Here is a 24,984-nt window from a genome sequence, read left to right as displayed (position 1 = left end):
CTCTGCTACGGCGCGACCTTGGCCGCGAGCAGGCCGTTCACATCCAACCAGTGCATGAACACCGGAAACCAGCCATTGGCGGTGTTGCCCGGGTAGCCCAGGCCGAAGCCATGGCCGCCGTTCTGGTAGAGATGGAACTCGACCGGCCGACCGGCATCGAACCAGGACTTGACGACGCCGAACTGGCCACGGAACAGGAAGTCGTCGCTGGCGATGGCGCTGAACATCGGCGGCGCATCCTTGGGCACATCGACCGGGCCCATGCCGCCGTAGATCGGGGCGATGAAGGCCAGCTTCATGGTCTTGGAGTGCAGGGTGGCGTGCATGGTCAGGCCGGCGCCGGCCGAGAAGCCGACCATGCCCAGCCGACCGGGGTCGACACCCCAGGCCTTGGCCCGTGACAGGATGAGGGCGTAGGCGGCCTCGGCATCGGCGAGCTGGTTGGAGAGGTCGGGATTCAGCGGCGGCGGCGTGCTGCCGGTACCGATGGCTGAGAACATCCGGTTCATCGAGTCCTCCAGGCCCTGGAGCGTGTCCGGCGTTGGAATCAGGCGGTACTTGAGCACGAAGGCCGCCACGCCCCGGTCGGCCAGGGCCTTGGCCACCTTCCAGCCCTCGTTGTTGATGGACAGCCAGCGAAAGCCCCCGCCCGGCGTCACGATGACGGCCGTCCCCGTGGCCTTTCCCGGCGCCGGCAGGAAGGGCGTGAGCGTGGCGGTGCTGACGTTGCGCACCATGGGCTCGCCCCACTGGCGGAACCAGCCTTCGGCGGCGGGCTGCTTGTCGACGCCGCCGGTGCCGAGCACGATGGCCTCGGGCTCGGGCGGCGCCTGCAGGGGGTGGATGCGCCCGTCCTGGGCGCGTGCGCCGGTGGTGACAGCCAGCAGCAGGGAGAAGGACAGGGACAGCAGGGTGGAAGGCAGCGATGGCATGGGTCTGTGACTCCGTTGGGGGCGTTCAGCGCGGCAGCTGAACCTGTTGCTTGAGTGAGAACTCGGCGCTCGTCGACGGTGCAGCCGTGCCGGGCTGGCCGCCGCCCACGCTGAGTCGGTAGCTGCCCGGCATGAGCTGGCGCAGGCCGTCACGGTCCACGAAGCTGAGGTCGCGCGCATCCAGCCGGTAGCTCAGCTCGCGCCGCTCGCCGGCCTTCAGGTGCAGGCGCTGGAAACCGCGCAGCGCCAGGCGCGGGCCACCCTCGAAACGGGGTGGCAGCAGATAGAGCTGGGCGACCTCGTCACCGTCGCGGGCGCTGGTGTTGATGACGGCCGTGCGCACCAGCAGGCGGGTCTGCAGGCCGTCCTCCTGCACCTCGACGGTGGCGGGCTCGTAGCGGAAGTTCGAATAACTCAGCCCATGGCCGAAGGGATAAACCACCTCGCCACCGAAGAAGCGGTAGGTGCGGCCGGCCATGCGGTAGTCGTCGAAGGGCGGCAAGTCGGCTGCGCTGCGATAGAAGCTCACCGGCAGGCGCCCGGCCGGGTTGGCCGCACCGCCCAGCACCTGGGCGATGGCCTGGCCGCCGCCTTCGCCCGGATACCAGGCTTGCAGGATGGCTGCCGCGTGGGCCTTGGCCCAGGACAGGTCGATGGCGCTGCCGCTGAGGTTCAGCACCACCAGCGGCTTGCCGAGTGCGGCGGCGGCCTGCAGGTAGGCGCGCTGGTCGGCGGGCAGGTCGAGCTTGGTGCGGTCACCGCCCTGGAAGCCGTCGATCTTGACCGGCATCTCCTCGCCCTCGAGGTCCGACGTCAGGCCCACGACGGCCACGACCACGTCGGCATTCGCCACGCCCGCGCGCAGCTCCGCCAGCGGCTGGCGCGAAACGCGCTTCCAGACCATGCCGGGCGGCGCGCCGCCGCCCGATTCGGCCTCGAAGCGCAGCGCGACGCGCTCGCCCTTTTTCAGCTCGACCTGCGCCAGGGCGACCGGCTCGGCCCACTGCGTCGGGCGCTTCGCCAAGCTGAGGTCGCGCCCGCCGATGCGCAGCTGACCCTTGATGCCCGCCACGCCGAGCCGGTAGCTGCCGCTTTCGGGCGCGACCAGGAAACCCGTCCAGACGACGCGTGTCACCTCGCCGGCTTCGGCAAAGTCCCGCGCGTGCGATTCGAGCTGCGCCACGCCGTGGCTCGCAAAGGCCTTGGCCTGGAAGCGGCGCTTGCCCCTCTCCCTCGAAGAGCCGGCCTCCAGGTTGAAGTAGCTGGCGCGCAGCCCGGGGCTGCCGTCGGGCGCGATGAAGGCGCTGGACGGCACCGGGTCGCCGTCGGTGATGGAAGGGCCGAAGGGCAGGAGCTGGACCTGGGCCGCCGTGAACTGCTGGCTCAAGGCCTCGAAGACCGTCTGCGTCGGCCCGGTCTGGCCCGACGAATAGTTGCCGCGCATGACGCGGCGCGCATCCGCCAGCGGGCCGACGACGGCGATGCGGGCCGTGGCCGGCAGCGGCAGCACGCCGTCGTTCTTCAGCAGCACCAGGCTCTCGACCGCGGCCCGCAGCGCCAGGGCGCGGTGCCCCGCCGAGTTGATGGTCTCGGCCGCGGGGAAGCTGCGCTCCCCCAGGCCCGGCAGGTCGCCATTGCGCAGCCGCGCCGAGAACAGGCGCACCAGCGCGTTGTCGATGTCGGCTTCGCGGAGGTAGCCGCGCTGCAGCGCCTGCTTGTAGCGCTCGCCCAGGCCCGGCGTGTGCGACAGGGTCGCGCCATTGCACTCGTTGTCCATGCCGGCCTTCAGCGCCGCAGCCGCCCCGGCGGCGGCGTCGACGGCGTATTTGTGGTGGGCGCTGATGTCGATCACCGCATCGCAGTCCGACACCACATAGCCGTTGAACTTCCAGTCCTGCCGCAGCGTTTTCACCAGCAGACTCTGGCTGGCGCAGGCCGGCTCGCCGTTGACGCGGTTGTAGGCGCACATGATGGAGCCGGCCTGGGCGTCGACGATGGCCGCGCGGAAGGCCGGCAGATAGGTGTCCTCCAGGTCCTGCGCCGAGACCCACACGTCCACCGAGTGGCGCGTCGATTCCGGGCCGCTGTGCACCGCGAAGTGCTTGGGGCTGGCGATCACCTGGGGCCGTTGGGCATCCGGCCCCTGCATGCCGCGCACGAAGGCCTTGGCCAGCGTGCCGGTCAGGAAGGGGTCCTCGCCATAGGTCTCCTGGCCCCGGCCCCAGCGCGGGTCGCGGAAGATGTTGATGTTGGGCGACCAGGTGTCCAGCGAACCGCCGATGCGGTTCGGGTTGTCCTTGCCACGCCCCATTGCGTAGACGGCCCTCACCTCGGTGCTGATGGTCGCCGCGACGTCCTGCATCAGGTGGTCGTCGAAGCTGGCGGCCAGCCCGACGGGCTGCGGGAAGTTGGTCGTCGCGCCGGGACCGAAGGCGCCATGCAGCGACTCCGTCCACCAGTTGTAGGCCGGGATGTTGAGGCGCGGAATGGCGGGCGCGCCGTTGAGCAACTGCTCCGTCTTCTCGTCGAGCGTCAGCTGCGACACGATCTGGCGGGCCTTGGCTTCAGCGTCACTCTGCGGCGAGGCCGTGGCCGGCCCCATGAATGCCAGGCCCCAGGCGAGGCAGGTGGCGGAAAGCATCTTCATGTGTGTCTCCAGATTTGTTCTCGCGCGACGGCCGCCGTCCTCACCAGGCCCGGAACCGCCCCGTCACATGCAGCATGGCCATGAACTGCAGCAGGCCGTCGTAGTAGCGCCATTGGCCACCGGGCGCCTCCAGCGCCCACAGGTCGTTGACGAAGCGCTCGGCCAGCGACTTGTCGACGAGCAGGGACGCGACGGCATTGCTGGCCATCAGGCCCGTGGACGCTTCGGGGTTCAGCGGCTTGCCGTCCAGCGTGTAGAGATGGGGATAGGGCTTGCCGCCCTGACCCTGTGACGCGAAGAAGCCCAGCAGCCGGCGGCTCAGGCCCGCAGCTTCCGGGTTCTTGTCCCACCAGGCCTGGTCGACGCTCCAGTTCACCGCCGTGCGGAAGGCGTCATAGCGGAAGTCCTCGTGACCCTCGTGCTTGTGCGGGCGGCCATCGAACTCGGCGTAGTCGGGCGTGAGGCCGGTCTTGGGATGGGCCGCGACGGAGAAATAGGCGCGGCTGATGTCGGCGATCTCGGCCCAGCGCTTGCGGTCCTCCGGCTTGTCGGCGCGACGAGCCCAGATCTCGTAGAAGGCCGGCAGGTGATAGGACGGATCGCTGAAGTCAGCCGCCTCGCCAATCGGCACGAAGACGACCTGGCCGCGGTCGGGCGAAAACATGGACCGCACGCCGGCCACGACACCGCCGTTCAGGGCCTCCTTGTGCAGCATGGTGCTGAGCAGGGCCTGGGCCTGGGCGTTGTAGTCGTAGAGGCCAGCGCCATTGCCCCAGCGCGAAGCCGCCATCAGCAGCGCGGTCGCGAAATACTCCTCGCCATCGGAGGCCGGCACGGCGTCCTTGTCGCAGCCCTTGGGCTGGCACTGCCAGCGGAAATAGCCGGCGCGCGGGCCGGTGCGGTAGCGCATATGCGTCGCGGCCCAGTTCCACAGCGCGTCGAACTCGGCCTTGCGGCCCATCTGCACGGCAATCATCATCCCGTAGGACATGCCCTCGCTGCGCACATCGGCGTTGTTGACGTCCAGCACATAGGCGGCCGGGCCGTCGGGCGTCGCGGCGGCGGGGTAGACGACGCGGTGCTCGGCATCGCCTTCAAAGAGCGACTTCCAATAGCCGGCCAACTTGGCGTCGATGTTGGCCTCGCTGATGTCGGGGCGAATCTCGCGCAGCAGGTTGCGGTAGTTGCCGGTGATGGCCGCACCGCGCGGCGGGACGGTGACCGAGGCCAACGGCGCCAGCACCAGCTTGTGCAGCACCGCGTTGTCATCCAGGCGCCAGACCTTGATGACATGGCGGCCGGGCTGCAGGCTGGTGAAGCGCGCGCTGAGAACAAAACTGTTGTCCTTGACGGCCCGGGCCCAGTCCTTCTCCTGGCGGCTCAGCTCGGCACCCGGCGTGGGCACCAGGTCGAGCTTGAGTTCCTGAGGCGCCAGGTCGTCGATGGCCACGGCCAGGCGGATGCCGCCGGCGTTGCGCGTGTCCAGCGTCGGCACCATGTGCAGGCTCAGCAGCATGTCGCCGCTGTAGGTGGTGTCGACGTCGTACTCCAGCCGCACGCCATCGCCCAGCGTCGTCGCCGTGCGGCCTTGCGGCAGCGTCGTCACGGCGCCCAGGCTTTGGCCGAGGTTGGGAATCGCGGTCCAGGTCAGCCCCTGGCCATTGACGGCACGGCTGAAGCGCGGCGCTTCGATCGTGATCGCGTTCGAGGCTGCGGCCGTGGCACGTTCCAGCTGGCGCTGCACCTCGGTCGCATCGGCGCTACCTGCCACACGCTTCACGGTCGGCATGACGTTCTTGTCCGGCTGCTGCCAGCTCGTGTAGCCGATATGGGTCTGCAGCATCATGCCGGCCCATTTGCCGCCGGCAATGGCGTGGTACTGGTCGGCAATCGCCTCGTCCCGCGCGAACGCGGCCTCGGCGCGGTCGGCGAAGACATTGGCCCGCGCATCGCCGGCGGCGGCCAGCTTGCGGTTCCAGGCCGTTGCATAGTGCAGGCGGTAGAGGTTGGCCATCGCCAGCACCGGGTGCTCGACGAGCTGGAAGTAGGCGTCGAGCTGGTCGGCCCGCAGCCCGGCCTTGATGCTGGCGACTCGCGCCTCCAAAGCGGTCCACTCGGCGACGCGCCGCCCAAAGTCGCCGCCGTCCAGCGTGTCGGCCGAAGCGCCGCCAAGCGGGAAGCTGCCCGCATCGATCAGCTCGGGCTTGCGCCGCGCCGCGTACTGGCTGTAGCGCGTGACCAGCTCGCCGATCTCGGCCGCGTTGGCTGCGCCGAAGGTCTGCGCTGCCCAGTCTTTCGGGTAGGTGGCCAACGCCGCCGGCGTCATGGCCTTGGGCGACCAGGCCATGTCGAGGAAGAAGCTGATCGGAAACTCCATCGGCTTGATGTCGCCGACGTTGACGATCCACAGCGCATCCGCGCCGCGCTCGTGCGCGAGGTTCATCTGCTGCCAGGTCTTCTCGATCTGGTTGGTGTTGAGCCACTTGTAGTTGCGCGGCCCGCCGACGTAGTCGAAGTGGTAGTAGACGCCGTAGCCTCCCTTGCGCTTCAGGTCCTGCGTCGGCAGGCGGCGGATCTGGCCCCAGTTGTCGTCGCAGAACAGCAGCAGCACGTCGTCGGGCACCTGCATGCCCTTGTCGTAGTAGTCCTGCACCTCCTTGTAGAGGGCCCACATCTGCGGCGTCCTGTCGGCGGGCTGGCGCGTCACGTCGGCCAGGATCTGGCGCTGGTCCTTGACGATGCCTTCGAGCAGGCCGATGGCCGTGCCCTCGCTCATGGCTTCGTCGCCGTCGCCACGCATGCCGACGGTGACGAGACTGTCGAAGGCGCCGCCATCGGGCCGGCCCATCATGCGCTGGGCGCCCCCGCGCCAGAACTCGCGCAGCTTCTCGCCGTTCTTCGCGTAGTCCCAGCGGCCACCCTTGAAGCGAGTCCACTCGTCGTGGGCCCGCATCATGGGTTCGTGATGGGAGGTGCCCATGACGACACCCATCTCGTCGGCCAGGGCCAAGTTCTTCGGGTCGTCGGCACCGAAAGCACGCGGCTGCCACATGGCCGGCCACAGGTAGTTGCCGCGCAGGCGCAGGATCAACTCGAAGACATGTTCATAGAAGGCCGCGTTGGTGCCGCCGAACTTGGCTTGCGCCCAGGTGGAGAGGGCCGGCGCCTCGTCGTTGATGAAGATGCCGCGGTACTTGACGCCCGGCCGATCGCTGCGCGCGCCGGCGGCGAGATAGACATTGGCCTGCTTCTGCACCGGCACATCGGCCCACCAGGCCCAGGGGCTGACGCCGATGCGGGCAGACAGGTCATAGGTGCCAAAGACGGCGCCGCGCCGGTCCGCGCCGGCAATCACGAGGGCGCGTGCAACGCCTGGCCAGGGCTGTTCGACGACGACCTGGCGGTAAGCCTCCCACTGGCCCTTGAGGTCGTCGAGCAGCAGCTTGCGGCGGGCCACGAGGTCATCGAGCACGGCGCTGCGACCCAGCTCGGCGATGACGACGACCTCGCCGCGCGCATCGTCAATGCGGTTCAGCAGCGCCGCCGGCTGGCCCGACACACGCCCGAGGTCGGCCGCGAAATTGCGGCTGGCGTGCTTGAGCGCCGGGTCCGCTCCGGCGTCCACATAGACGGCCGCCGGCTGGCCGGCCTTCACCAGGGCCAGGCCACGGCCGGGGTCGCGGGAGCAGGTGGAGACAGGCGCCTCGCAGGCGCTCGCAGGCGTGGCGCCGAATGCCGTGACCACCACCGCGGCCAGCCAGGCCATGCATAGCGAGTTCATGTCCGAATGTCTCCGGGTCGGGCGCGCAAGGGCGCCTTTCCTGTCATTTGAATGGTTACGCAATCAGGAAGGTTTGCCCTGAGTGCGAATTGCTTTGTTTTGATTTATGGTAGCGCAATCTTTTTGCTTGGATGCAGGGGTTGACCCGCTCCTCAGTGCTGCGCCCATGATCCGCAATCCCGTGCTGCCCGGCTTCAACCCGGACCCTTCGTTCTGCCGCGTCGGCGACGACTTCTACATCGCGACCTCCACCTTCGAGTGGTACCCGGGCGTGCAGATCCACCATTCGCGCGACCTCGTCAACTGGACGCTGGCGTGCCGCCCGCTGAACCGCAAGAGCCAGCTCGACCTGCGCGGCAACCCCGACTCGTGTGGCGTGTGGGCGCCCTGCCTGTCGTACGCCGATGGCCAGTTCTGGCTGGTCTATACCGACGTCAAGCGCTTCGAAGGCAACTTCAAGGATGCGCACAACTACATCGTCACGGCACCCCGCATCGAGGGGCCGTGGAGCGACCCGGTGTATGTGAACTCTTCGGGCTTCGACCCTTCGCTGTTCCACGACGACGATGGCCGCAAGTACTTCGTCAACATGCTCTGGAACCACCGCACCGGCTCCATCGGGGGCCAGCCCAAGGCGCCGGCCTTCGACGGCGTCCTGCTGCAGGAATGGAATGCCGCCAGCGGCAAGCTCGTCGGCCCCGTCACCAATATCTACAAAGGCACCGCCCTCGGCCTCGTCGAGGGGCCCCATCTCTTCAAGCGCAAGGGCTGGTACTACCTCGTCACGGCCGAAGGCGGCACCGGCTACAGCCACGCGGTGACGATGGCGCGCTCGCGCCATCTGCTCGGGCCCTACGAGACGCATCCCAATCAACATGTCGTCAGCAGCAAGGACGCGCCCGAGGCGTCGCTGCAGCGCGCCGGCCATGGCCAGGTCGTCGAACTGCTTGACGGCAGCACCTATCTCGCCCACCTCTGCGGCCGGCCTCTGGCTGGCACGCGGCGCTCGCCGCGCGGCCGCGAGACGGCCATCCAGAAATGCGTGTGGGGCGATGACGACTGGCTCTATCTCGAACACGGCGGCATGGTGCCGGCAGTCGATGTGCCGGCGCCGGTCGCCGACGTCGAGCCCGCGCCACGGCAGGCCATCCGACGCAGCTTTGTCGACTGCCCGACGCTGCCGCCCGAGTTCCAGTGGCTGCGCACACCCGAGCCTGACCGCCTGTTCAGGCTGACCGGCGGGGCGCTGCGGCTGACCGGCCGCGAGTCGGTCGGCAGCTGGTTCGAGCAGAGCCTGGTGGCGCGCCGCCAGGAGGATGCGAGCTTTCGCGCCGAGACCGTGGTGGCCAGCTTCGCGCCCGACACCTACCAGCAGGCGGCGGGCTTGACCCACTACTACAACCGCCACAAATTCCATGCCCTGGTCGTGACCTGGCAGGACGGTGTCGGTCGCGTGCTCAGCATGCTGTCCTGCCCTGGCGATTGGCCGGACAACCGGCTGCAGTTCCCGCTGACCGAGGCCGTGCCGCTGCCCGCCATCGGCCCGGTGCGACTGGCCGCCGACATCGACGGCGCGGCTCTGCAGTTCCATGCCGACTGGGGCCTGGGCTGGCAGAAGGTCGGCCCGGTGCTGGACGCCAGCGTCATCTCCGACGAAGGCGGCCGTGGCGAGCATGGCAGCTTCACGGGCGCCTTCGTCGGCATGCTGGCCTTCGACACCAGCGGCGGCGCTCGCACGGCCGACTTCGAACGCTTCGACTACCTGCCGAAATGAAGGCCGAAGTCTTCCGACTCGGCACGGCCGACGGCCTGCAGATAGCAGTCAGCAACTACGGCGCGCGCTGGCTGTCCTGTCTGGTGCCCATGCCGGACGGCAGCGTGCGCGAGGCCATCCTGGGCCACGCGACGCTGGCGGATCACGCGCGCGAGCCGGGCTTCTTCGGCGCCGTAGTCGGTCGCTATGCCAACCGCATCGGTGGCTCGACTTTCACGATCGATGGACGCACACACCGCCTGGTGCCGAACGAAGGCGCCAACCAGCTGCACGGCGGCCCCGAGGGCTTCGACCGCCGCAGCTGGACCGTCGTCGACCAGGGCCCCCTGCATCTGCGACTGGCCCTGCATTCACCGGACGGCGACCAGGGCTATCCGGGTGCGGCCGGCGTCGACGTCGAATACCGCGTCGACCCGGTGCACCAAGCCGTCACGCTGCGCTTCGGCGCCTGCACCACGGCGCCATGCCCGGTCAACCTGACCAGCCATCCGTATTTCAATCTCGACGGCGGCACGGCTCCGGTGCTTGACCACCGCCTGCATGTCGCCGCCGCGCAGATGCTGCCGGTGAGGGCCGACATGATCCCGACCGGTGAGGTCGCCGCGGTGGACGGCACGCCGTTCGACCTGCGCCAGCCACGCCGCATCGGCGACGGCCTGGGCCAGGGCGAGCAGCAACGGTTCGGCAGCGGCTATGACCACTGCTTCGTGCTCCACGACGCCGCCGCGCGCGGCGAGCTGGCTGCGGCCGGGCTGACGTCGACCGACGGGCGCCTGGCCATGCGACTCTTCACCGACTACCCCGGCCTGCAGGTCTGCAGCGGCAACTTCGTGCAGAACTCGCGCGGCCGCGATGGCCTGCCTTTCGAGCGCCACGCCGGCATCGCGCTGGAGCCGCAGTTCTTCCCGGATGCGCCCAATCACCCGATCTGGCGTCAGCAGGGCTGCATCGTGCGCCCGGGACAGCCGCTGTCCCGGTGGATGCGGGTGGAGTTCCAAGTCGGCTGAGAGCGGGGCCAACAGGAGGCGCGTGGCAGGGAGGTGGCGGGGCTGGGTCGGAGACTTGAGCAGGTTTCGCTGGGATGCTGCTTTGCAGCGGAAGCGGATAGTGAAGGCGAGTCAAAATATCCGCCTGGGTGGCGCATTCGCCGCGCCGTCACTTGAACTATTTGCCCAATGGACGAAGAGCTTCAGGCCATTCGAGATGCTTTTGAACAGTACCCGCCATCTGGTGCTGACTACTCCTTCGTAGACTTTTTCGTGATGCCGAACATCACGATTGGCAATGTCAAGGAGGTGCTGAAGCTACTGTCCGCTCACGCGGATCTAAATCGAGAGTTCTGGTCAATAGTCAATGACGCCCCGTACACCGACGAAGGATGGACGGCTCTGCGGTTCATTGGCAGCGGCATGAGCGATGAGGTGCTGCAGGAGAGAAGTCGGCAGCGCTTGCGGCACGCCGTCGAAATCGTGCGCAGCGCGCTTGGAGCGATTCAAGTCCGTCGCGCCGGACTCTTTCGTTCACGCTGAGGCCCGCTTCCAGCCTGAGGCGGCACTACGCGCTGCCATGCGGAATTCGGCGAGCGGGACCAGGCTATTCTTTAAATTGAGCGCTATGGTCATGTTCATATGCCGTCCCTGATCTCATCCTTGTTCATCGGCTTGCTCGTGTATGCATTCCTCTATGCCGTGATGCGCTTCGCGATGTCGACCAAGGAGTTCAAGGCGCAGCCTGCCGAAGACCAAGCGCGCACGCGCAAGGCGTTCAAGATCGCACTAGTGCTCGCGCCCATCAGCATCGTGGGTGCTTTTCTATTGATGCGCGCGCCGCCCGACATGATGAGATGGGTGCCGCTATGCCTCTACTGTTGCCTTTGGCTGCTTGCTGTGTGGCTGGCGTGGCGAGCCTACGGCCTCGGCGTGCGCAGGAACGCCACACTTGCGAAGAGCAGTACGGGCAAGCCGTTGCGCAACCCGGACAGCGTGCTCGGGTCGCTGGCGGCTTTGCACCTTTTCTCGGCACTGGGTCTGATGGCACTGCTCGTGGCCATTCCTGCCTTCAGGCTACCCATGAGCACCTGGGCGCCGCTTATTGCCGTCTTGTCTTACATCCACATGCTCTGGATGCATCGCATCGAAAAGCGCGCTGGCGCCTGACTACCGTACCGACGGCATGACCACTATTGGGCGCAAGGCGATTTACGGTGGGCCCGCGGTGTGCAGGGGTCGGTGGCTGCTTCCAGCCTGAATCAGCCGTTCAACGGCTCATTTTTCCGGCCGCTCCTTACTGAAGCACCCGGCGCAATGAAGCTCATGCCTTGTCTGCGCCGGCGCAGGCCTCGCAGCTTCAGCGCACCCGCAGCACCAGCTCCCCGCCGGCCAGCCCCTCGGCTTGCGCGCGCACCGTCAGCGTGCCCGCGCCCGTCGCCTTCACGATGACCAGCGCCTGGCCGCTGAAGGCGGGGCGCGTGGTGGACGGGAAGGGTTCGAAGCTTGTCGCATCGCCGTTGTCGGTGGCGACGATCTCGCCCGGGCCCTGCAGGCTGAAGCGCAGGCGGTGGGCGGCGCGGGGCACGGTCTGGCCGGCCGCGTCGACGATGCGCACGGTGATGAAGGACAGGTCCTGGCCGTCGGCGCGCAACGTGGTGCGGTCGGCGCCCAGGTGCAGCCGCGCAGGCTCGCCGGCCGTGCGCACCGTCTCGCTCGCCCAGGGCTGGCCGCCGCGCCAGGTCGCGATCTTGATCTCGCCCGGCTCATAGACCACCTCGTCCCAGCGCAGCCGGTACTCGAAGGCGCCCTTCTTGCGCCGCCCCTGCGAGCGCCCGTTGATGAAGAGCTCGCCCTCATCGCCGCTGGTGAAGACATGCACCGGCGTGACCTGGCCGACGCGCTCGGGCCAAGTCCAGTGCGGCAGCAGATGGGCCATCGACAGCTCGGGCCGCCAGCGCGACTGGTAGAGCCAGTAGCGGTCCTTTGGGAAGCCGGCCAGGTCGACGATGCCCGAATAGGAGCTGCGTGAGTCGTAGTACGGCGTGGGCTCACCGAGGTAGTCGAAGCCCGTCCAAACGAACTCGCCGGCGACGAAGGGGTGGCGGTCCAGCGCCGCGAAGACCTTGTCGGCCGAGGCGCCGAAGTCCACCGCATGCAGCTCGTAGCCGCTGACCTGCCGCGCCACCGAGTCGCCGCCGCGGCCATCGCGCGTGATCGAGCTGTGGGCCGGCGTGACCGGGAAGAGATAAACGCCACGGCTGCTGAAGGCCGAGGCGGTCTCACTGCTGAAGACCAGCTTGCCCGGGAAGCGCGCATGGAAGGCCGGGTATTGCGGCGGCGTGCGGATGCGGTCCGTGCCCTCGAACTCGGCGTCCTGGCGTATGCCCTCGCCCTGGTAGTTCAGGCCGATGGCATCGACCTCGGCCGGCAGCGGCATGTCGGCCTTGGCGAAGTTCATCGCCGTCGTCGTCGGCCGCGTCGGGTCTTCCTCGCGGGCGATGGCTTGCAGCTGCCGTGCGACGGCGGCACCCGCCTCTCCCGTGTACTGCTCGCCCACTTCGTTGCCGGTGCTCCACATGACAACCGACGGGTGGTTGCGGTCGCGCCTGAGCATGGCGCGCAGGTCGGGCTCGTGCCAGTCCGGAAAGATCAGGTGGAAGTCCAGCGGCGTCTTCCTGCGCTCCCAGGCGTCGAAGATCTCGTCAATGACGAGCAGGCCCATGCGGTCGGTCAGCTCCAGCAACTCGGGTGCCGGCGGGTTGTGGGCCAGGCGGATGGCATTGGCGCCCATGGCCTGCAGGATCTCCAGCTGGCGCTCGGCGGCGCGCATATTGAAGGCGGCGCCCAGGGCGCCGAGGTCGTGGTGCTGGTTGACGCCTTGCAGGCGAACGGGCTGGCCGTTGACGTGCAGGCCGGTGTCGGGATCGAAGCGCACCGAGCGGATGCCAAAGCGCGTTTCGTAGCGGTCGATCACGCGGCCGCCGCGGGACAGCGTCGTGCGCGCCAGGTAACGATGAGGGTGCTGCCGAGGCGGCGGGCCCCAGAGCTGAGGTCTGGGGATGACAGCAGAGCCCACGGTGCTGGCCTGGCCACGTGCCGGCAGGGTCAGACCCTTGCGCGGGATACGAGCCACGACCCGGCCGTCAGGAGCGAAGACCTCGGTCAGCACGTCAACGCGGACTGGCTTGTCGCCGTCGTTGTCGAGGGTCAGCGAGAGCTGGACCGTCGCCTTTGTCGCCGACACCTCGGGCGTGCGCACGACGCTGCCCCAATGGCCGACATGCACGGCATCCGTCTTGGTCAGCCACACCTGCCGATACAGGCCCGCGCCTGGATACCAGCGCGCCGACTCAGGCGGGTTGTCCATGCGGATGACGAGCTGGTTCACGCCGCCGGGCACGGCATGCGGCGTCAGGTTCAAGCGCCAGGAGTTGTAGCCATAGGGCCAGCCCCCGACGAGATGGCCGTTGAGCCAGACCGTCGCATAGGCCATCGCGCCGTCGACATCGAGAAAGATGGCCCGCCCGCGGTCGCTCGCCGGCAGACTCAGCTTGTTCCGGTACCAGACCGGCCCCCAGGTCTGCAGCCGGCCCATGCCGCCAAACGGGCCCGTCTCGAGAAAGGGGCCTTCGATGGCCCAGTCATGCGGCAGCGCGACGGCGCGCCAGCCGCTGTCATCGAAGCCGGCCTGCATGATGGGCAGATCACCGCCGGGGTTGCCCGCCGGCCGCGTGTGGCGGCGCGCCGGGTCGCGGATGAAGGCATTGCCGCTGGGCAGTATCCAGGGCTTGAGCACCGCATCGCCACCCGGCTCGATTCGCGCCGCCACCTCGGGCTGCGCGTCGGCCACCCGGCCATCGGCCGACTGCTTCACCTCGGGCCGGCGGTCATAGACCAGCGCGGCCGATGCGGCATCCGGGTCGCCACGCCGAAACCGCCAGCCGGTATCCAGCGCGATGCGCTCGCGCGGCGCCAGTTGCTCGGTCAAGCGGTCGGGCACAAGCCGCTGGGCTGCTGCGGGGACGCAGAGCAAGCTCGCCAACAGCACGATGCCCAGGCGGCTGGTCAAAGCTGGTGCGGAATGCGCATCCTTCTGGTGAAAACGCTGAGCGCCCGTGGCCATCATGGTTTTATGATAGCGCTCCCATTGAAGCTATCGCGACCGGCCCATGAATCTCACCGACAGCACCGCAGCCCAGGCCAGGGCCGCCCCGGTCCATGCCCACCTCTCGGTCGGGCTGCGCGCCCTGGCGGATGCGCTGCAAGATGCGCCGGGTTGGCTGATCCAGCATCGAGGGCAAGCATGAGCAAAGAGGTGGGTGACCTGCGCAGCGCGCGCTGGTTCGCCAAGGACGATTTCCGCAGCTTCGGCCATCGCAGTCGCGTGTTGCAGATGGGCTACGCGGCCGAGGATTTCATCGGCAAACCCGTCATCGCCATCGTCAACACCTGGAGCGATGCCAACCAGTGCCACACCCACTTCAAGCAGCGGGTCGAGGACGTCAAGCGCGGCATCCTGCAGGCCGGTGGCTGGCCGCTGGAGCTGCCGGCAATCTCCTTGAGTGAAAGCATGGTCAAGCCGACGTCCATGCTCTATCGCAACTTCCTCGCGATGGAGACCGAGGAGCTGCTGCGCAGCCATCCGGTCGACGGCGCCGTGCTGATGGGTGGCTGCGACAAGACCACGCCGGGCCTCTTGATGGGCGCCATCAGCATGGGCCTGCCCTGCATCTATCTGCCGGCCGGCCCCATGCTGCGCGGCAACTGGCGCGGCCAGGTGCTGGGCTCAGGATCCGACGCCTTCAAGTACTGGGATGAACGCCGTGCCGGGCGCCTCAGTGACCAGGCCTGGGCCGAGATGGAAGCCGGCATCGCGCGCAGCCACGGCACCTGCATGACCATGGGCACGGCGGCCACCATGATGGGCATTTCGGAAGCGCTCGGCTTCACGCTGCCGGGTGCCAGCAGCATCCCCGCTCCCGATGCGAACCACATCCGCATGTCGGCCGAATGCGGTCGGCGCATCGTGCAGATGGTGTGGGAGGACCTGACGCCGGCCAAGCTGCTCAGCGCCGGCAGTTTTGCCAACGCCATTGCCGTTGCGATGGCCATGGGCTGCAGCACCAATGCCATCATCCATCTCGTCGCCATCAGCCGCCGCGCCGGCCTGCCTGTCACGCTGGATGACTTCGACGCGGCCAGCCGGCATGTCGGCGTCATCGCCAACATCCGGCCCAGCGGCGATGCCTATCTGATGGAAGATTTTTTCTACGCCGGCGGCCTGCCGGCGCTGATGAACGTCATGCGGGACAAGCTGGACCTGTCGGCGATGACGGTCAATGGCCGCACATTGAGCGAGAACATCGCCGGCGCCGAGGTCTTCAACGACGACGTGATCCGGCCGCTGCACAACCCCATCTACGCCGAAGGTGCGCTGGCCGTGCTGCGCGGCAACCTCGCACCCGACGGCGTCGTCATCAAGCCCAGCGCCGTGGCGCCACACCTGCTGCAGCACACCGGCCGCGCGCTGGTGTTCGACGACTACCCCAGTCTCAAGGCCGCGGTGGAAGACCCCGACCTCGACGTGACGGGCGACGACATCCTGGTGCTGCGCAACGCCGGCCCCAAGGGCGCCGGCATGCCGGAGTGGGGCATGCTGCCCATTCCCACCAAGCTGCTCAAGGCCGGCGTGACGGACATGCTGCGCCTGTCCGACGCGCGCATGAGCGGCACCAGCTATGGCGGCTGCCTGCTGCACTGCAGCCCCGAGGCCTTCATCGGCGGCCCGCTGGCGCTGGTGAAGACGGGCGACCGCATCACCGTCGACGTGCCGGCGCGCAGCATCCACCTCGAAGTCAGCGACGCAGAACTGGCCGCCCGCCGTGCCGCCTGGACGCCGCCGCCGCCGCGCTACGAACGCGGCTATGGCTGGATGTTCGGCCGCCACATCCTGCAGGCCCACGAAGGCTGCGACTTCGATTTTCTGGAAACCCAGTTCGGCGCGCCGGTGCCCGAACCGGTCATCTACTAGGACCGTCATGAATCCCGACACCCGCAAGAAGCTGATGGGCGTCAGCACCGCCACCCTGTGCACCGCCCTGTTCAAGCGCGGCCTGCGCGGTCAGTTCATCCAGGACGTCAGGCCGCTCAACCCCGGCCTGCCCAATATGGTCGGCCCCGCCTACACGCTGCGCTATATGCCCGCTCGCGAGGACCTGAACGACATCAGCGTGTTCAAGGACCGCGCCCACCCGCAGCGCAAGGCCGTCGAGGAATGCCCCGAAGGCGCGGTGCTCGTCATCGACAGCCGCAAGGATGCGCGTGCGGCCTCGGCCGGCGGCATCCTGGTGGCGCGGCTGATGGTGCGCGGCGTGGCCGGTGTCGTCACCGATGGCGGCTTTCGCGACAGCCCGGACATCGCCAAGTACGCCTTCCCGGCCTACCACCAGCGCCCCAGCGCGCCGACCAACCTGACGCTGCACCAGGCCATCGCCATCAACGAGCCCATCGGCTGCGGTGACGCACCGGTCTTCCCCGGCGACATCGTCGTCGGCGATGCCGAGGGCGTCATCGTCATCCCGGCGAACATCGCCGACGCGATCGCCGACGAAGCCGTCGAGATGACCGTCTTCGAGGACTATGTGCAGGACAAGGTCATGGGCGGCCGCAGCGTGCTCGGCCTCTACCCGCCGACCGACACCGACGTGGCCGCGGATTTCGCGGCCTGGCGGCAGCTCAAGGGGCGCTGACGCAGCGGCGTTCCAGCACCTCGACCGGAAAGGCCTCGGCCATCACGCGATAGCCGGCCAGCGAGGGGTGCAGGCCGTCGTTGTCGACCTCGGCGCGCAGATAGGCCGGTCGCGCCGGGTCGCGCATCAGCGCGTCGAAGTCCAGCAGCGCATCGAAGCGGCCCGGCTCGCGCAGCCAGGCATTCAGCGCCTGGCGGTCGGCCTCATTCTCGGCCTGGGGCGCGTAATAGCCGCTGCCCGAGTAGGGCATGACGGTCGAGGCGATCAAGCAGACGCCGCGGGCGCGAGCACGTCGCGCCAAGTCGGTGAAGCCCGCCTTCAGCTCGGCCAGCAGGGTGGCGCGCGACTCGGCGGTCGTCGGTCGGCCGCGGTGGCTGATGCCGAAGTCGTTGACGCCGATCAGCACCACGGCATGGGTCGCGCCACTGCGCGCCAGCACATCGCGCTCGAAGCGCGACACGAGGTTGGGGCCGAGGCCATCGCGCAGCAGGCGACCACCGCCGATGCCGGTATTGACGACGCTGGCTTCGCGCTTCTCGGCGGCCAGGCGCCGCGACAACATGTCCGTCCAGCGCTGGTAGCTGCCCGAGGGCACGCCATAGCCGTCGGTGATGGAGTCGCCCGTCGCGACGAGCACGGGCGCGGGCTTGGCGGCGCGCACATCGACGGCAGCCAGATGCCACCAGCCCTCCTGCGCGACGGCCTCGGGCCAGTCCGCCAGGCCCACGCGGTTGCCCTCGACGGCCCAGCTGCGGATGCGCGAACCCGGGTGGACGGTAGCCACCGCCGGGCCGGCTTGCACATGCATCTGCACGGCGATGTCGGCCTGGCGCGGGATGGCGAACTCGAGAGGGTCGCTCCAGATCTCGGCATGCGCCGGCACGTCGATCTGGCGGCGGCCGCCAAAGCTCAGCGAGCGAAGACTGGCACCGTTCAACACCACCCCATCCACCAGAGCCACGCTGACCGCGCCGAGGCTCAGCGGCTCGTTGCCGAACAGGTTGCTGATGCGCACGCGCAGCGCGGGGCCGGCGGCGTCCACGCGCATAATCTGGCGCAGGCTGACGTCGCGCATCGGCTGGCGCCACAAGGTTGGCGCAGTGGGCGGCGGCGCCTGCTCCAACTGGGCGCTGCCCCAGGCCGCCTGCCACTGTCCATCGCCGCGGGGCGCGCTGGCGCAGCCCGCCAGCATCAGGGCCACGGCCAGCAGACCTGCCATCAAGGATTTGTTCATTCGAAAATGGTATCGCAACCATTCCTGATGTCATCCGGGCGATCCCGAGTTCAGGCCGCCCAGCCGAGACCTTGGGAGATGGCGCCGCTGGCAGCGCGCAGCCGTGTCGCCAGTTGCGCCGTGGTGCTCGCGTTGAAGCGCACCGCCGGCACATGTACAGCCAGGCCGGCGATGGCCTGGCCGCCACGGTCGAAGATGGGCGTGGCGATGCTGTGCACCTGCAAGGCGTTCTGCTCGCTGAAGCCGCGCCGCCGGATGTGCGCGAACGCTTCGTCATCGCCGCGCCAGGCCAGCAAGGCCCGGCCGATGGCCGAGCCATGCAGCGGCAGGCGCTGGCCGATGGACAGGCTCAGACCCAGGGCCTGGGTGGAGTCGATCTTGTGCAGGCAGACGACCTCGCCTTGCTCCAGCGCGCCGAGCTGCACGGCCTCGCCCAGGGCTTCGGCCACGGCGCGCATGGCAGGCTTGGCAGCGTCCACAAGGTCGGGCAGTTGCAGGGCACGCGCCCCAAGCTCGAAGGTGTGCGCGCTCAGCACCCAGCTGCCTTCAAGCTCATCCACATAGCCCAGGCCGGCGATGGTCTGCAGCAGGCGCCGTGCGACATGCGGAGCGAGGCCGGTGCGTGCCGACAGCTCGGTCAGCGTTGCCACACCGTGGTGGCCGACGGCCTCCAGCAGCGCGAACACCTGCTGCACGGCAGCGACCGAATCCTTGGACATGGCATCACCGCGCCAGCCAGCCACCGTCGACGGCCAGCGTGTGGCCATGCACATAGTCGGCCGCACGCGAAGCCAGGAAGACGACGGCGCCGGCCAGGTCCTCCGGCCTGCCCCAGCGGCCGGCCGGGATGCGGCCGAGGATGGCCTCGTTGCGTTCCTCGTCGGCGCGCAGCTCGGCCGTGTTGTTGGTGCTCATATAGCCCGGCGCGATGGCATTGACGTTGATGCCCAGCGGTGCCCATTCGTTGGCCAGCGCCCGCGTGAGGCCAAGCACGCCGCTCTTGCTGGCCGTGTAGGAGGCCACGCGCAGCCCGCCCTGGAAGCTCAGCATGGACGCGATGTTGACGATCTTGCCGCCGCCGCCCTGGCTCATGAAGCGGCGCGCGGCCGCCTGGCTGAGCTGGAAGACGGCGCGCAGGTTGACGTCGACGACGTCGTCCCAGTCCGTCTCGCTGAACTCCAGGGCCGCGCGGCGGCGGATGATGCCGGCGTTGTTGACGAGGATGTCGACGCGGCCGGTGAGCTCGGCGGCCGCGGCCAGCAGCTCGACGGAAGGGCTGTGGGCCAGGTCCACGCGCAGGTCGAGGAAGCGCCGGCCGCAACGGGCGATCTCCTCACCCAGCCCGGCGGCTTCGCTGCGGTTGAGGCCGACGATGTCGGCCCCGGCCTCGGCGAGCGCCACGGCCATGGCCCGACCGAGGCCGGTGTTGCAGCCGCTGATGACGGCCGTGCGCCCTTCCAGGCTGAATGCTGCTGTGCTGCCCATGTTGTTCAGAACTTCACATCGAGGCGAACCGCCGAGTAGCTGAAGGCGTCGCGGGCCGGCGTCCACGTCGTGTGCGCATACGACGAGCCGCTGTTGGTCGGGTTCACGCGCCAGGTGCCCAGGCCGCTGTAGCCGGTGTTGGCGTAGTGGTGGTCGAACAGGTTGTTGACGTAGAAGCCCAGCTGGTATTTGCCGGCCTTGTCCTTGAAGCCGAAGCCGACGTTGACGATGGTCACGGCCGGGGAGGCCAGCGTCGGGTCCTGGTTGATGTTGGTCAGCACCGAGGTGCGGCGGCGCAGATTGCCGCTGAAGAAAACGTTGAACGGCGCATCCGGCAGCGCCAGGTCGTAGCGGCCGGACATGCCCAGCTTCCACTTCGGCGCATTGGGCATGACGCCGCCCGTCACGTCCTGGGTGTTCTGCCCGCCATAGATGGGGTTGGCGCGCACGCACTCGAGGTTGAAGCCGCCATTGGGCGAGCCTGCCACGTTGTAGCAAGGCGCGTTCGGCCAGTCGGACACGGTGGCCTTGGTGTAGGCCACGTCGGCGTTGACGATGAAGTTGGGCGTGACGAGGGCCGCCACGTCCAGCTCCACACCGCGCGTCTGCACGCCACCGATGCTGTTCAGCCGCGTCACATAGGTCGACGTGCCGGGCAGGAAGCTGCCGGAGTTCTGCTGGTAGTCCTTGAACTTGGTGTTGAAGACGGCGAGGTTGACCGTCAGCCGGTTGGCGAAGAAGTTGCCCTTCAAGCCCAGCTCATAGTGCTTGGCCGATTCGGACGCCACCGGCTGCTGGGCGGCGGTGGCAGCGGTCAGGCCGCTGGTGATGTCATAGGCCTTGCCCTTGTAGCCGGTCGACGTCATCACATAGCCCATCAGGCTGGGCGTGAACTGGCGCTGCAGACTGAGCTTGCCGGTCGTCGAGTCTTCCTTGTTGCCGCGGCTGGAGTAGGTGGCCGTCGGCGTGAAGACGGCCGGCAGCGGGTTGCTCAGCGTCAGGGAGTAGCCCGAGACCTGGCGATTCTGGCGCAGGCCGGCCACCAGCGTGGTGTCGGGCAGGAACTCCCAGGTGGCCTGGCCGTAGATGGCGGTGTTGCGGTTGGAGGTGTCGCCGACATAGGCGATGGGCGTGGACAGCGCGATGCCGTCGAAGCCGCGATTGAAGAAGCGGTCGATGGCGTTGCTGGCCCACCAGAGGCCGGCCACATAGCGGAAGTTGCCCTGGTCGGCCGACGTCAGGCGCAGCTCCTGCGTCTTGGAGTCGATGACGTAGGTGCCGTACTGCACATAGCCCGCGTCCCGGCCCTCGACGGACTTGCCGGCCGTGATGGGGTAGGACAGCAGCGTGTGGACGTCGGTGAAGTCCTGGTCGCGGTAGTCGTTGGCGGTGTAGCGCTGGGCCGACGTGATCGAGGTCAGCGCCATGCCATTGGGCAGGGCCCAGTTCACGCGCAGGGCCGCACCCTTGATCTCGGACGCTATGCCGGTCGGCGCATCCATGCGGATGTCGCGGTTGTTGGGGCCGGGCGTGATGCCGGCCAGCAAGAGCGTGGCGGGCAAGGCCGCGACGCCGTTCTGGTAGCCGGCCAGCTGGTTGTTGGTGCCGAAGCTGGTCAGCGCGAAGGTGCAGCAGTCGTTGCGGGTCTTGTTGTAGGTCGGCGTGAACTCGACGTCGATGTCGTCGGTCGGGTGCCAGGCCAGCTTCATCATCAGCGTGCGGTCCCTGCTGCCGTTGACCTTCTTGCCGGTGCTGAGGTTGTTGAGGTTGCCGTCGAACTGGCTGGCGGCCGCCGCGACGCGAATGCCCAGCCGGGGCGCGATCTCGCCGCCCACCGAGAAGCGCAGCCGCTGCTCGCCGTCGTTGGTCACATAGGCGCTGGCATCGCCGCGGATGGCGCTGCCGATGGGCTTCGTGGTGATGAGCATCGCACCGGCGATGGCGCTCTTGCCGAACAGCGTGCTCTGCGGCCCCTTCAGCACCTCGACGCGCTGCACGTCGGCCAGGTCCTTGAAGGCCATGAACTGGGCACCCATGGGGATGTCGTCGATGATGACCGAGACATCGGACTCGACACCGATGCCGATGGACGAGGTGCCGATGCCGCGCATGTTCAGGCCGTTGTTGGCCGGCGTCGTGCCATAGGTGACGCTCAGTGCCGGCGTCAGCTCGATGACGTCCTCCAGCGAGCGCACATTGCTGCGCTCCAGGCGCTCAGCAGTGAACACCGACATCGCCAGCGGCACGCTCTCCAGCTTCTCCACGCGCTTGTTGGCGGTGACTTCGACGCGCTCCAGCTGGTTCCTGTCGGGAGCCGCCTCTTCCTTGGGCTTGGCAGCCTGCTGTGCCAGCGCCGACTGCGCGGCCAGGGCCAGCAGCGCCGCGGCGATGGGCGTCACGCGCCTGGATGTGACCTCGTTCATTTGTCTTGTCTCCGTTTTATTTGATGGCTTGGTGGGCTAGCGGTAGATCAACGTCCACCGGACTTGAAGCGGGCCGGCCCTCTGCGGAGCTGTTCCCGAGAAATGAAGATGCGTGCGCGACGGGCCGCTAGTCAGGCCCCGCAGGGCGCTGGCGGGCGGCTCCTGCACATCGAGGCGCTCATAGCCCTCGGCCTCGAAGCAGGCGACGACGCCGGCGTCGAAGTCCACGACTAACCCTTGAGTGCCGGCGCCTGACGAGAAGCAGGCGAACTCCAGGCTCAGCGAAGCGATGGCCAGCGATGCCGCGGGGCGCAGCACGTCGGTGCGGCAGATGCGGCCGGGGCCGAAGCGGTACTCGGTCGTCAGCGTCACACGGGTGTCGAGCACGGGCTGGCGCGCGCCCACGCGGTTCAGCCCGGGCTGGCTGTAGCTGACGACGTGGTCGTCGCCATCGCGCCAGCTCTTGATGTCGGTGATGAAGGAGGTCGGCAGCAAGGTGCTGCCGTCGGCCAGCAGCAGGCGCGGCAGCAGCTGAGCATGGGCGGCACCGCTCTCGGGCCGGCCCTCGATGAGTCGCGGCGAGAAGGGAATCGGGTAGTAGGGCGCGTTGTCGTGCTGGCCCACGCCGCCGTTGATCAGCGGCAAGGTGAAGACGAGGCCGCGATCGCGCCGCGTCACCAGGGCGCGCTCGTAGCTGCCGCGCGCGAACCAGTTCAGCTTGAAGTCGGGCTGGCTCCGCTCCAGCCAGGCATCGAGGTCCGCGGGCGGTACCTGGTCGGCCATGCCGATCTCGTCCCACAGCTCGCAGGTCGACAGCAGCTGGTGAATGATGGAGAAGTTCTCGCCCAGCATGCGGTGCGGGCCGCGGTAGCCGTCGGTGCTGCGGCCGTGCTTCCACAGGTTGACCGAGTTCAGCGCGGGGTCGAACCAGAAGTCGACGTACTTGGCCGCCGCGCGCACGCAGAAGGCATAGGCATAGCGGCTCTCTTCCGCATCGAGCACGCCCAGGCGCGCCGCGGTGGCGAGGATCTCGACGACGCCCGTGTCGCCGTAAGGGCCGATGCTGCGGCCGAAGCCGAAGCCGTCGCCGCCTGAGCCGGCGCATTGCAGGGCCAGCTGGGCAGACTGGGCCAGCAGGCTCTTGAGACGCGGCGTGACGGGCAGCTCGGTCTCGATGAAGCGCTCGCAGAACTCCGCGGCGAGCAGGATGCTGTAGCGGTCGAAGCGGCCCTCGCCCTCGGTCTCGTCGGAGAAGCCGAACTCGCCCGAGTAGCGCTCGTAGTGATCCAGCGTCTTGGCCAGCAGGGCCTCGCCGGCGCTGGCGTCCTCCCAACCCATCAGCATGCGCAGCCGCGCGATGCCGAAGGCGACGCCGTAGTAGTTGGTCGGCAGGGCCTTCAGGCGCAGCGTCTTCTCATCGACGAAGACACGCCAGTCCAGCCGTTCACGAAAGCGCACCAGGCTCGCGGCATCGACGGCGGCGTCCAGCAGGCCGGCCTTGCGCAGGCGGTTCAGCGCCATCAGCGCGTAGTAGATGCCCCAGCTGTCGCTGCGCATCTCGCTGAGCAGCGCCATCAGGCGGCGCGTGCCGGCGACATAGCCGGGGAACGCTGCATCCTCGCGCGGCGTCAGCGTCAGCAGGTGTGCCAGGCCTATGGCGACCTTGCCGGGCAGGAAGACATCGCCCTGGCCGAACACCGGCGCGCCGTTGAAGCGCGTGTCGACGCCGTCCGCGGCCAGCAGCGCGAAGTAGCCCGCGAGTTGCGGCAGCAGCTGGCCGCGCACCAGCGCGTTCAGCGGCATGGCCTTGAGCGGCGGCTCGTAGCGATCAGTGCGCATGGCGGCTCCGATCGCTGTGGCCTTGGTAGAGAATCCGCGCCAATCCAGCGCCGCCCACAAGCCCATCATGCCTCCGCCCAAGTCTCCAGCCACCCTGCGCGATGTCGCCGAGCTGGCCGGGGTGTCGACGGCAGCGGTCTCCAAGTACGTCAACGGCAAGCAGCGCTTCACGGCGGCCGTCGAGAGCCGCATTGCCGAGGCCATCGAGCAGGTCGGCTACCGCTCCAACCTGGCGGCACGCAGCATGGTCACGGGCCGTTCCGGCGCCATCGCGGCCCTGGTCTACGGCGTCGAGAACCCCTACACCGCCGCCGTCATCAAGGGCGCCAGCCGCGCCGCCACCGCCCTGGGCTACGACCTGCTCTTCGTCGACCTGCTGCAGAGCGAATCGCCCGAGCGCGAGCTGGCCCGCGTGACCGGCATGCAGGTCGACGGCATCGTGCTGGCCGCCGCGCTGCCTGCTGCCGCGCGCAAGCTGCTGGCCAGCTATGGCCGGCCCTTCGTGGATCTGGGCCGCGCCAGCGAACCCTCGGAGGCGCCGAGCGGCGACGAGCAGGCCGCGGCCATGCTGGGCCGCTATCTGCTGAGCCTGGGACACCGCGACATCGCCTACATCGCCTGCGAGGCCCAACCCGGCAACGCCGAGCGGCTGCTGGGCATGAAGCGTTCGCTGCAGGCGGCCGGCGTCGAGCTGGCCGTGCATCAGGTGGTGAACCCGACGGCAGAAGATGGTGCGAAGCTGGCATCCAGCCTGCTGCTCGGCCAGAAGCGGCCGCAGGCGATCGCGACCTGCAACGACCTCATCGCGATGGGCCTGATTTCCGAGGCGCGGCACCTGGGCCTGACGGTGCCGCAGGACGTGTCGGTGGCCGGCATCGAGAACATGCCCTTCGGCCGCTTCCTGAGCCCGCCGCTGACCAGCGTCGACCTGCATGCGGATGCGCTGGGCGAATGGGCCATGCGCGACCTCATCGCGGCAATAGACGGCGAGGCCGCACCGGCGCGCGCCCACGACATGACGCCGCGACTCGTCGTGCGGGGCTCGACCCGAGCCGCCGCCTAGGAGCCTGCGCGGCCAAGGGCGTAGCCCGCGTTGGGCCTGGCAGGGGCACAGGCAAGGCGCGAGGAGGC

General features: G+C 68.6%; 17 protein-coding genes. 8 read left to right on the top strand and 9 right to left on the bottom strand.

Going from position 1 to position 24,984, the window contains the following annotated elements:
- Positions 1-5 precede the first annotated feature (5 nt).
- Genes AC1D2H_RS19215 through AC1D2H_RS19205 form a run of 3 tightly spaced genes read right to left on the bottom strand, consistent with a single transcriptional unit; the run spans position 6 to position 7,360 of the window.
- Complete coding sequence (locus AC1D2H_RS19215) at positions 6-932, bottom strand: alpha/beta hydrolase (RefSeq protein ID WP_478012083.1); 927 nt, start codon at positions 930-932, stop codon at positions 6-8.
- A 25-nt stretch (positions 933-957) separates the two neighbouring features.
- The gene (locus tag AC1D2H_RS19210) at positions 958-3,579 is read right to left on the bottom strand and encodes a glycoside hydrolase family 3 C-terminal domain-containing protein (RefSeq protein ID WP_478012082.1); all 2,622 of its coding nucleotides are present in this window, start codon (positions 3,577-3,579) and stop codon (positions 958-960) included.
- Positions 3,580-3,619: 40 nt separating this feature from the next.
- Positions 3,620-7,360, bottom strand: a complete 3,741-nt coding sequence (locus AC1D2H_RS19205; protein ID WP_478012081.1) for a glycosyl hydrolase family 8 — start codon at positions 7,358-7,360, stop codon at positions 3,620-3,622.
- 166 nt (positions 7,361-7,526) lie between these two features.
- Here AC1D2H_RS19205 and AC1D2H_RS19200 point away from each other — a divergent pair, with 166 nt between their 5' ends.
- The 4 genes from AC1D2H_RS19200 (at position 7,527) to AC1D2H_RS19185 (ending at position 11,290) form a co-directional block, all read left to right on the top strand.
- On the top strand, positions 7,527-9,134 hold the full coding sequence (locus tag AC1D2H_RS19200; RefSeq protein WP_478012080.1) for a glycoside hydrolase family 43 protein: 1,608 nt from the start codon (positions 7,527-7,529) through the stop codon (positions 9,132-9,134).
- A complete protein-coding gene (locus tag AC1D2H_RS19195; protein ID WP_478012079.1) occupies positions 9,131-10,141 on the top strand; it encodes an aldose epimerase family protein in 1,011 nt (336 codons plus the stop codon). Before AC1D2H_RS19200 ends, AC1D2H_RS19195 begins: the two co-directional genes overlap by 4 nt.
- A 168-nt stretch (positions 10,142-10,309) precedes the next feature.
- Entirely contained in the window at positions 10,310-10,663 is a 354-nt protein-coding gene (locus AC1D2H_RS19190; RefSeq protein ID WP_478012078.1) for a hypothetical protein, read from the top strand.
- Positions 10,664-10,762: 99 nt separating this feature from the next.
- Positions 10,763-11,290: a hypothetical protein gene (locus tag AC1D2H_RS19185; protein WP_478012077.1), complete on the top strand. Its 528-nt coding sequence runs from the start codon at positions 10,763-10,765 to the stop codon at positions 11,288-11,290.
- A 190-nt stretch (positions 11,291-11,480) separates the two neighbouring features.
- On the opposite strand, the gene galB is transcribed toward AC1D2H_RS19185, so the two are convergent.
- A complete protein-coding gene (galB, locus tag AC1D2H_RS19180; protein ID WP_478012076.1) occupies positions 11,481-14,246 on the bottom strand; it encodes a beta-galactosidase GalB in 2,766 nt (921 codons plus the stop codon).
- Between the two features lie 46 nt (positions 14,247-14,292).
- Here galB and AC1D2H_RS19175 point away from each other — a divergent pair, with 46 nt between their 5' ends.
- From AC1D2H_RS19175 to AC1D2H_RS19165, 3 genes are read left to right on the top strand one after another with little or no spacing between them, the layout of a single operon-like run.
- Positions 14,293-14,430, top strand: coding sequence for a hypothetical protein (locus AC1D2H_RS19175; protein WP_478012075.1), 138 nt, complete (start codon positions 14,293-14,295; stop codon positions 14,428-14,430).
- A complete protein-coding gene (araD, locus tag AC1D2H_RS19170) occupies positions 14,427-16,154 on the top strand; it encodes an L-arabinonate dehydratase (RefSeq protein WP_478012074.1) in 1,728 nt (575 codons plus the stop codon). Before AC1D2H_RS19175 ends, araD begins: the two co-directional genes overlap by 4 nt.
- A gap of 7 nt (positions 16,155-16,161) precedes the next feature.
- The gene (locus AC1D2H_RS19165; protein WP_478012073.1) at positions 16,162-16,872 is read left to right on the top strand and encodes a ribonuclease activity regulator RraA; all 711 of its coding nucleotides are present in this window, start codon (positions 16,162-16,164) and stop codon (positions 16,870-16,872) included.
- Here the strand turns inward: AC1D2H_RS19165 and AC1D2H_RS19160 are convergent.
- From AC1D2H_RS19160 to AC1D2H_RS19140, 5 genes are read right to left on the bottom strand one after another with little or no spacing between them, the layout of a single operon-like run.
- The gene (locus AC1D2H_RS19160) at positions 16,859-18,106 is read right to left on the bottom strand and encodes an SGNH/GDSL hydrolase family protein (protein ID WP_478012072.1); all 1,248 of its coding nucleotides are present in this window, start codon (positions 18,104-18,106) and stop codon (positions 16,859-16,861) included. The genes AC1D2H_RS19165 and AC1D2H_RS19160 overlap by 14 nt on opposite strands.
- Positions 18,107-18,156: 50 nt before the next feature.
- Positions 18,157-18,873 (bottom strand): IclR family transcriptional regulator domain-containing protein, encoded by a 717-nt coding sequence (locus AC1D2H_RS19155; RefSeq protein WP_478012071.1) that lies wholly within the window; start codon positions 18,871-18,873, stop codon positions 18,157-18,159.
- Complete coding sequence (kduD, locus tag AC1D2H_RS19150; protein WP_478012070.1) at positions 18,830-19,591, bottom strand: 2-dehydro-3-deoxy-D-gluconate 5-dehydrogenase KduD; 762 nt, start codon at positions 19,589-19,591, stop codon at positions 18,830-18,832. The genes AC1D2H_RS19155 and kduD overlap by 44 nt, the downstream gene beginning before the upstream one ends.
- A 5-nt stretch (positions 19,592-19,596) precedes the next feature.
- Complete coding sequence (locus AC1D2H_RS19145) at positions 19,597-22,014, bottom strand: TonB-dependent receptor (protein ID WP_478012069.1); 2,418 nt, start codon at positions 22,012-22,014, stop codon at positions 19,597-19,599.
- Positions 22,015-22,050: 36 nt separating this feature from the next.
- Complete coding sequence (locus AC1D2H_RS19140; protein ID WP_478012068.1) at positions 22,051-23,853, bottom strand: hypothetical protein; 1,803 nt, start codon at positions 23,851-23,853, stop codon at positions 22,051-22,053.
- A 67-nt stretch (positions 23,854-23,920) separates the two neighbouring features.
- Here AC1D2H_RS19140 and AC1D2H_RS19135 point away from each other — a divergent pair, with 67 nt between their 5' ends.
- On the top strand, positions 23,921-24,916 hold the full coding sequence (locus AC1D2H_RS19135; RefSeq protein WP_478012067.1) for a LacI family DNA-binding transcriptional regulator: 996 nt from the start codon (positions 23,921-23,923) through the stop codon (positions 24,914-24,916).
- Positions 24,917-24,984: the final 68 nt, after the last annotated feature.

The sequence above is a fragment of the Roseateles sp. P1_C1_2 genome (assembly GCF_056406535.1).
Note: the sequence above shows the minus strand (reverse complement) of the source record. Positions and strands in the feature narration are given on the sequence as shown.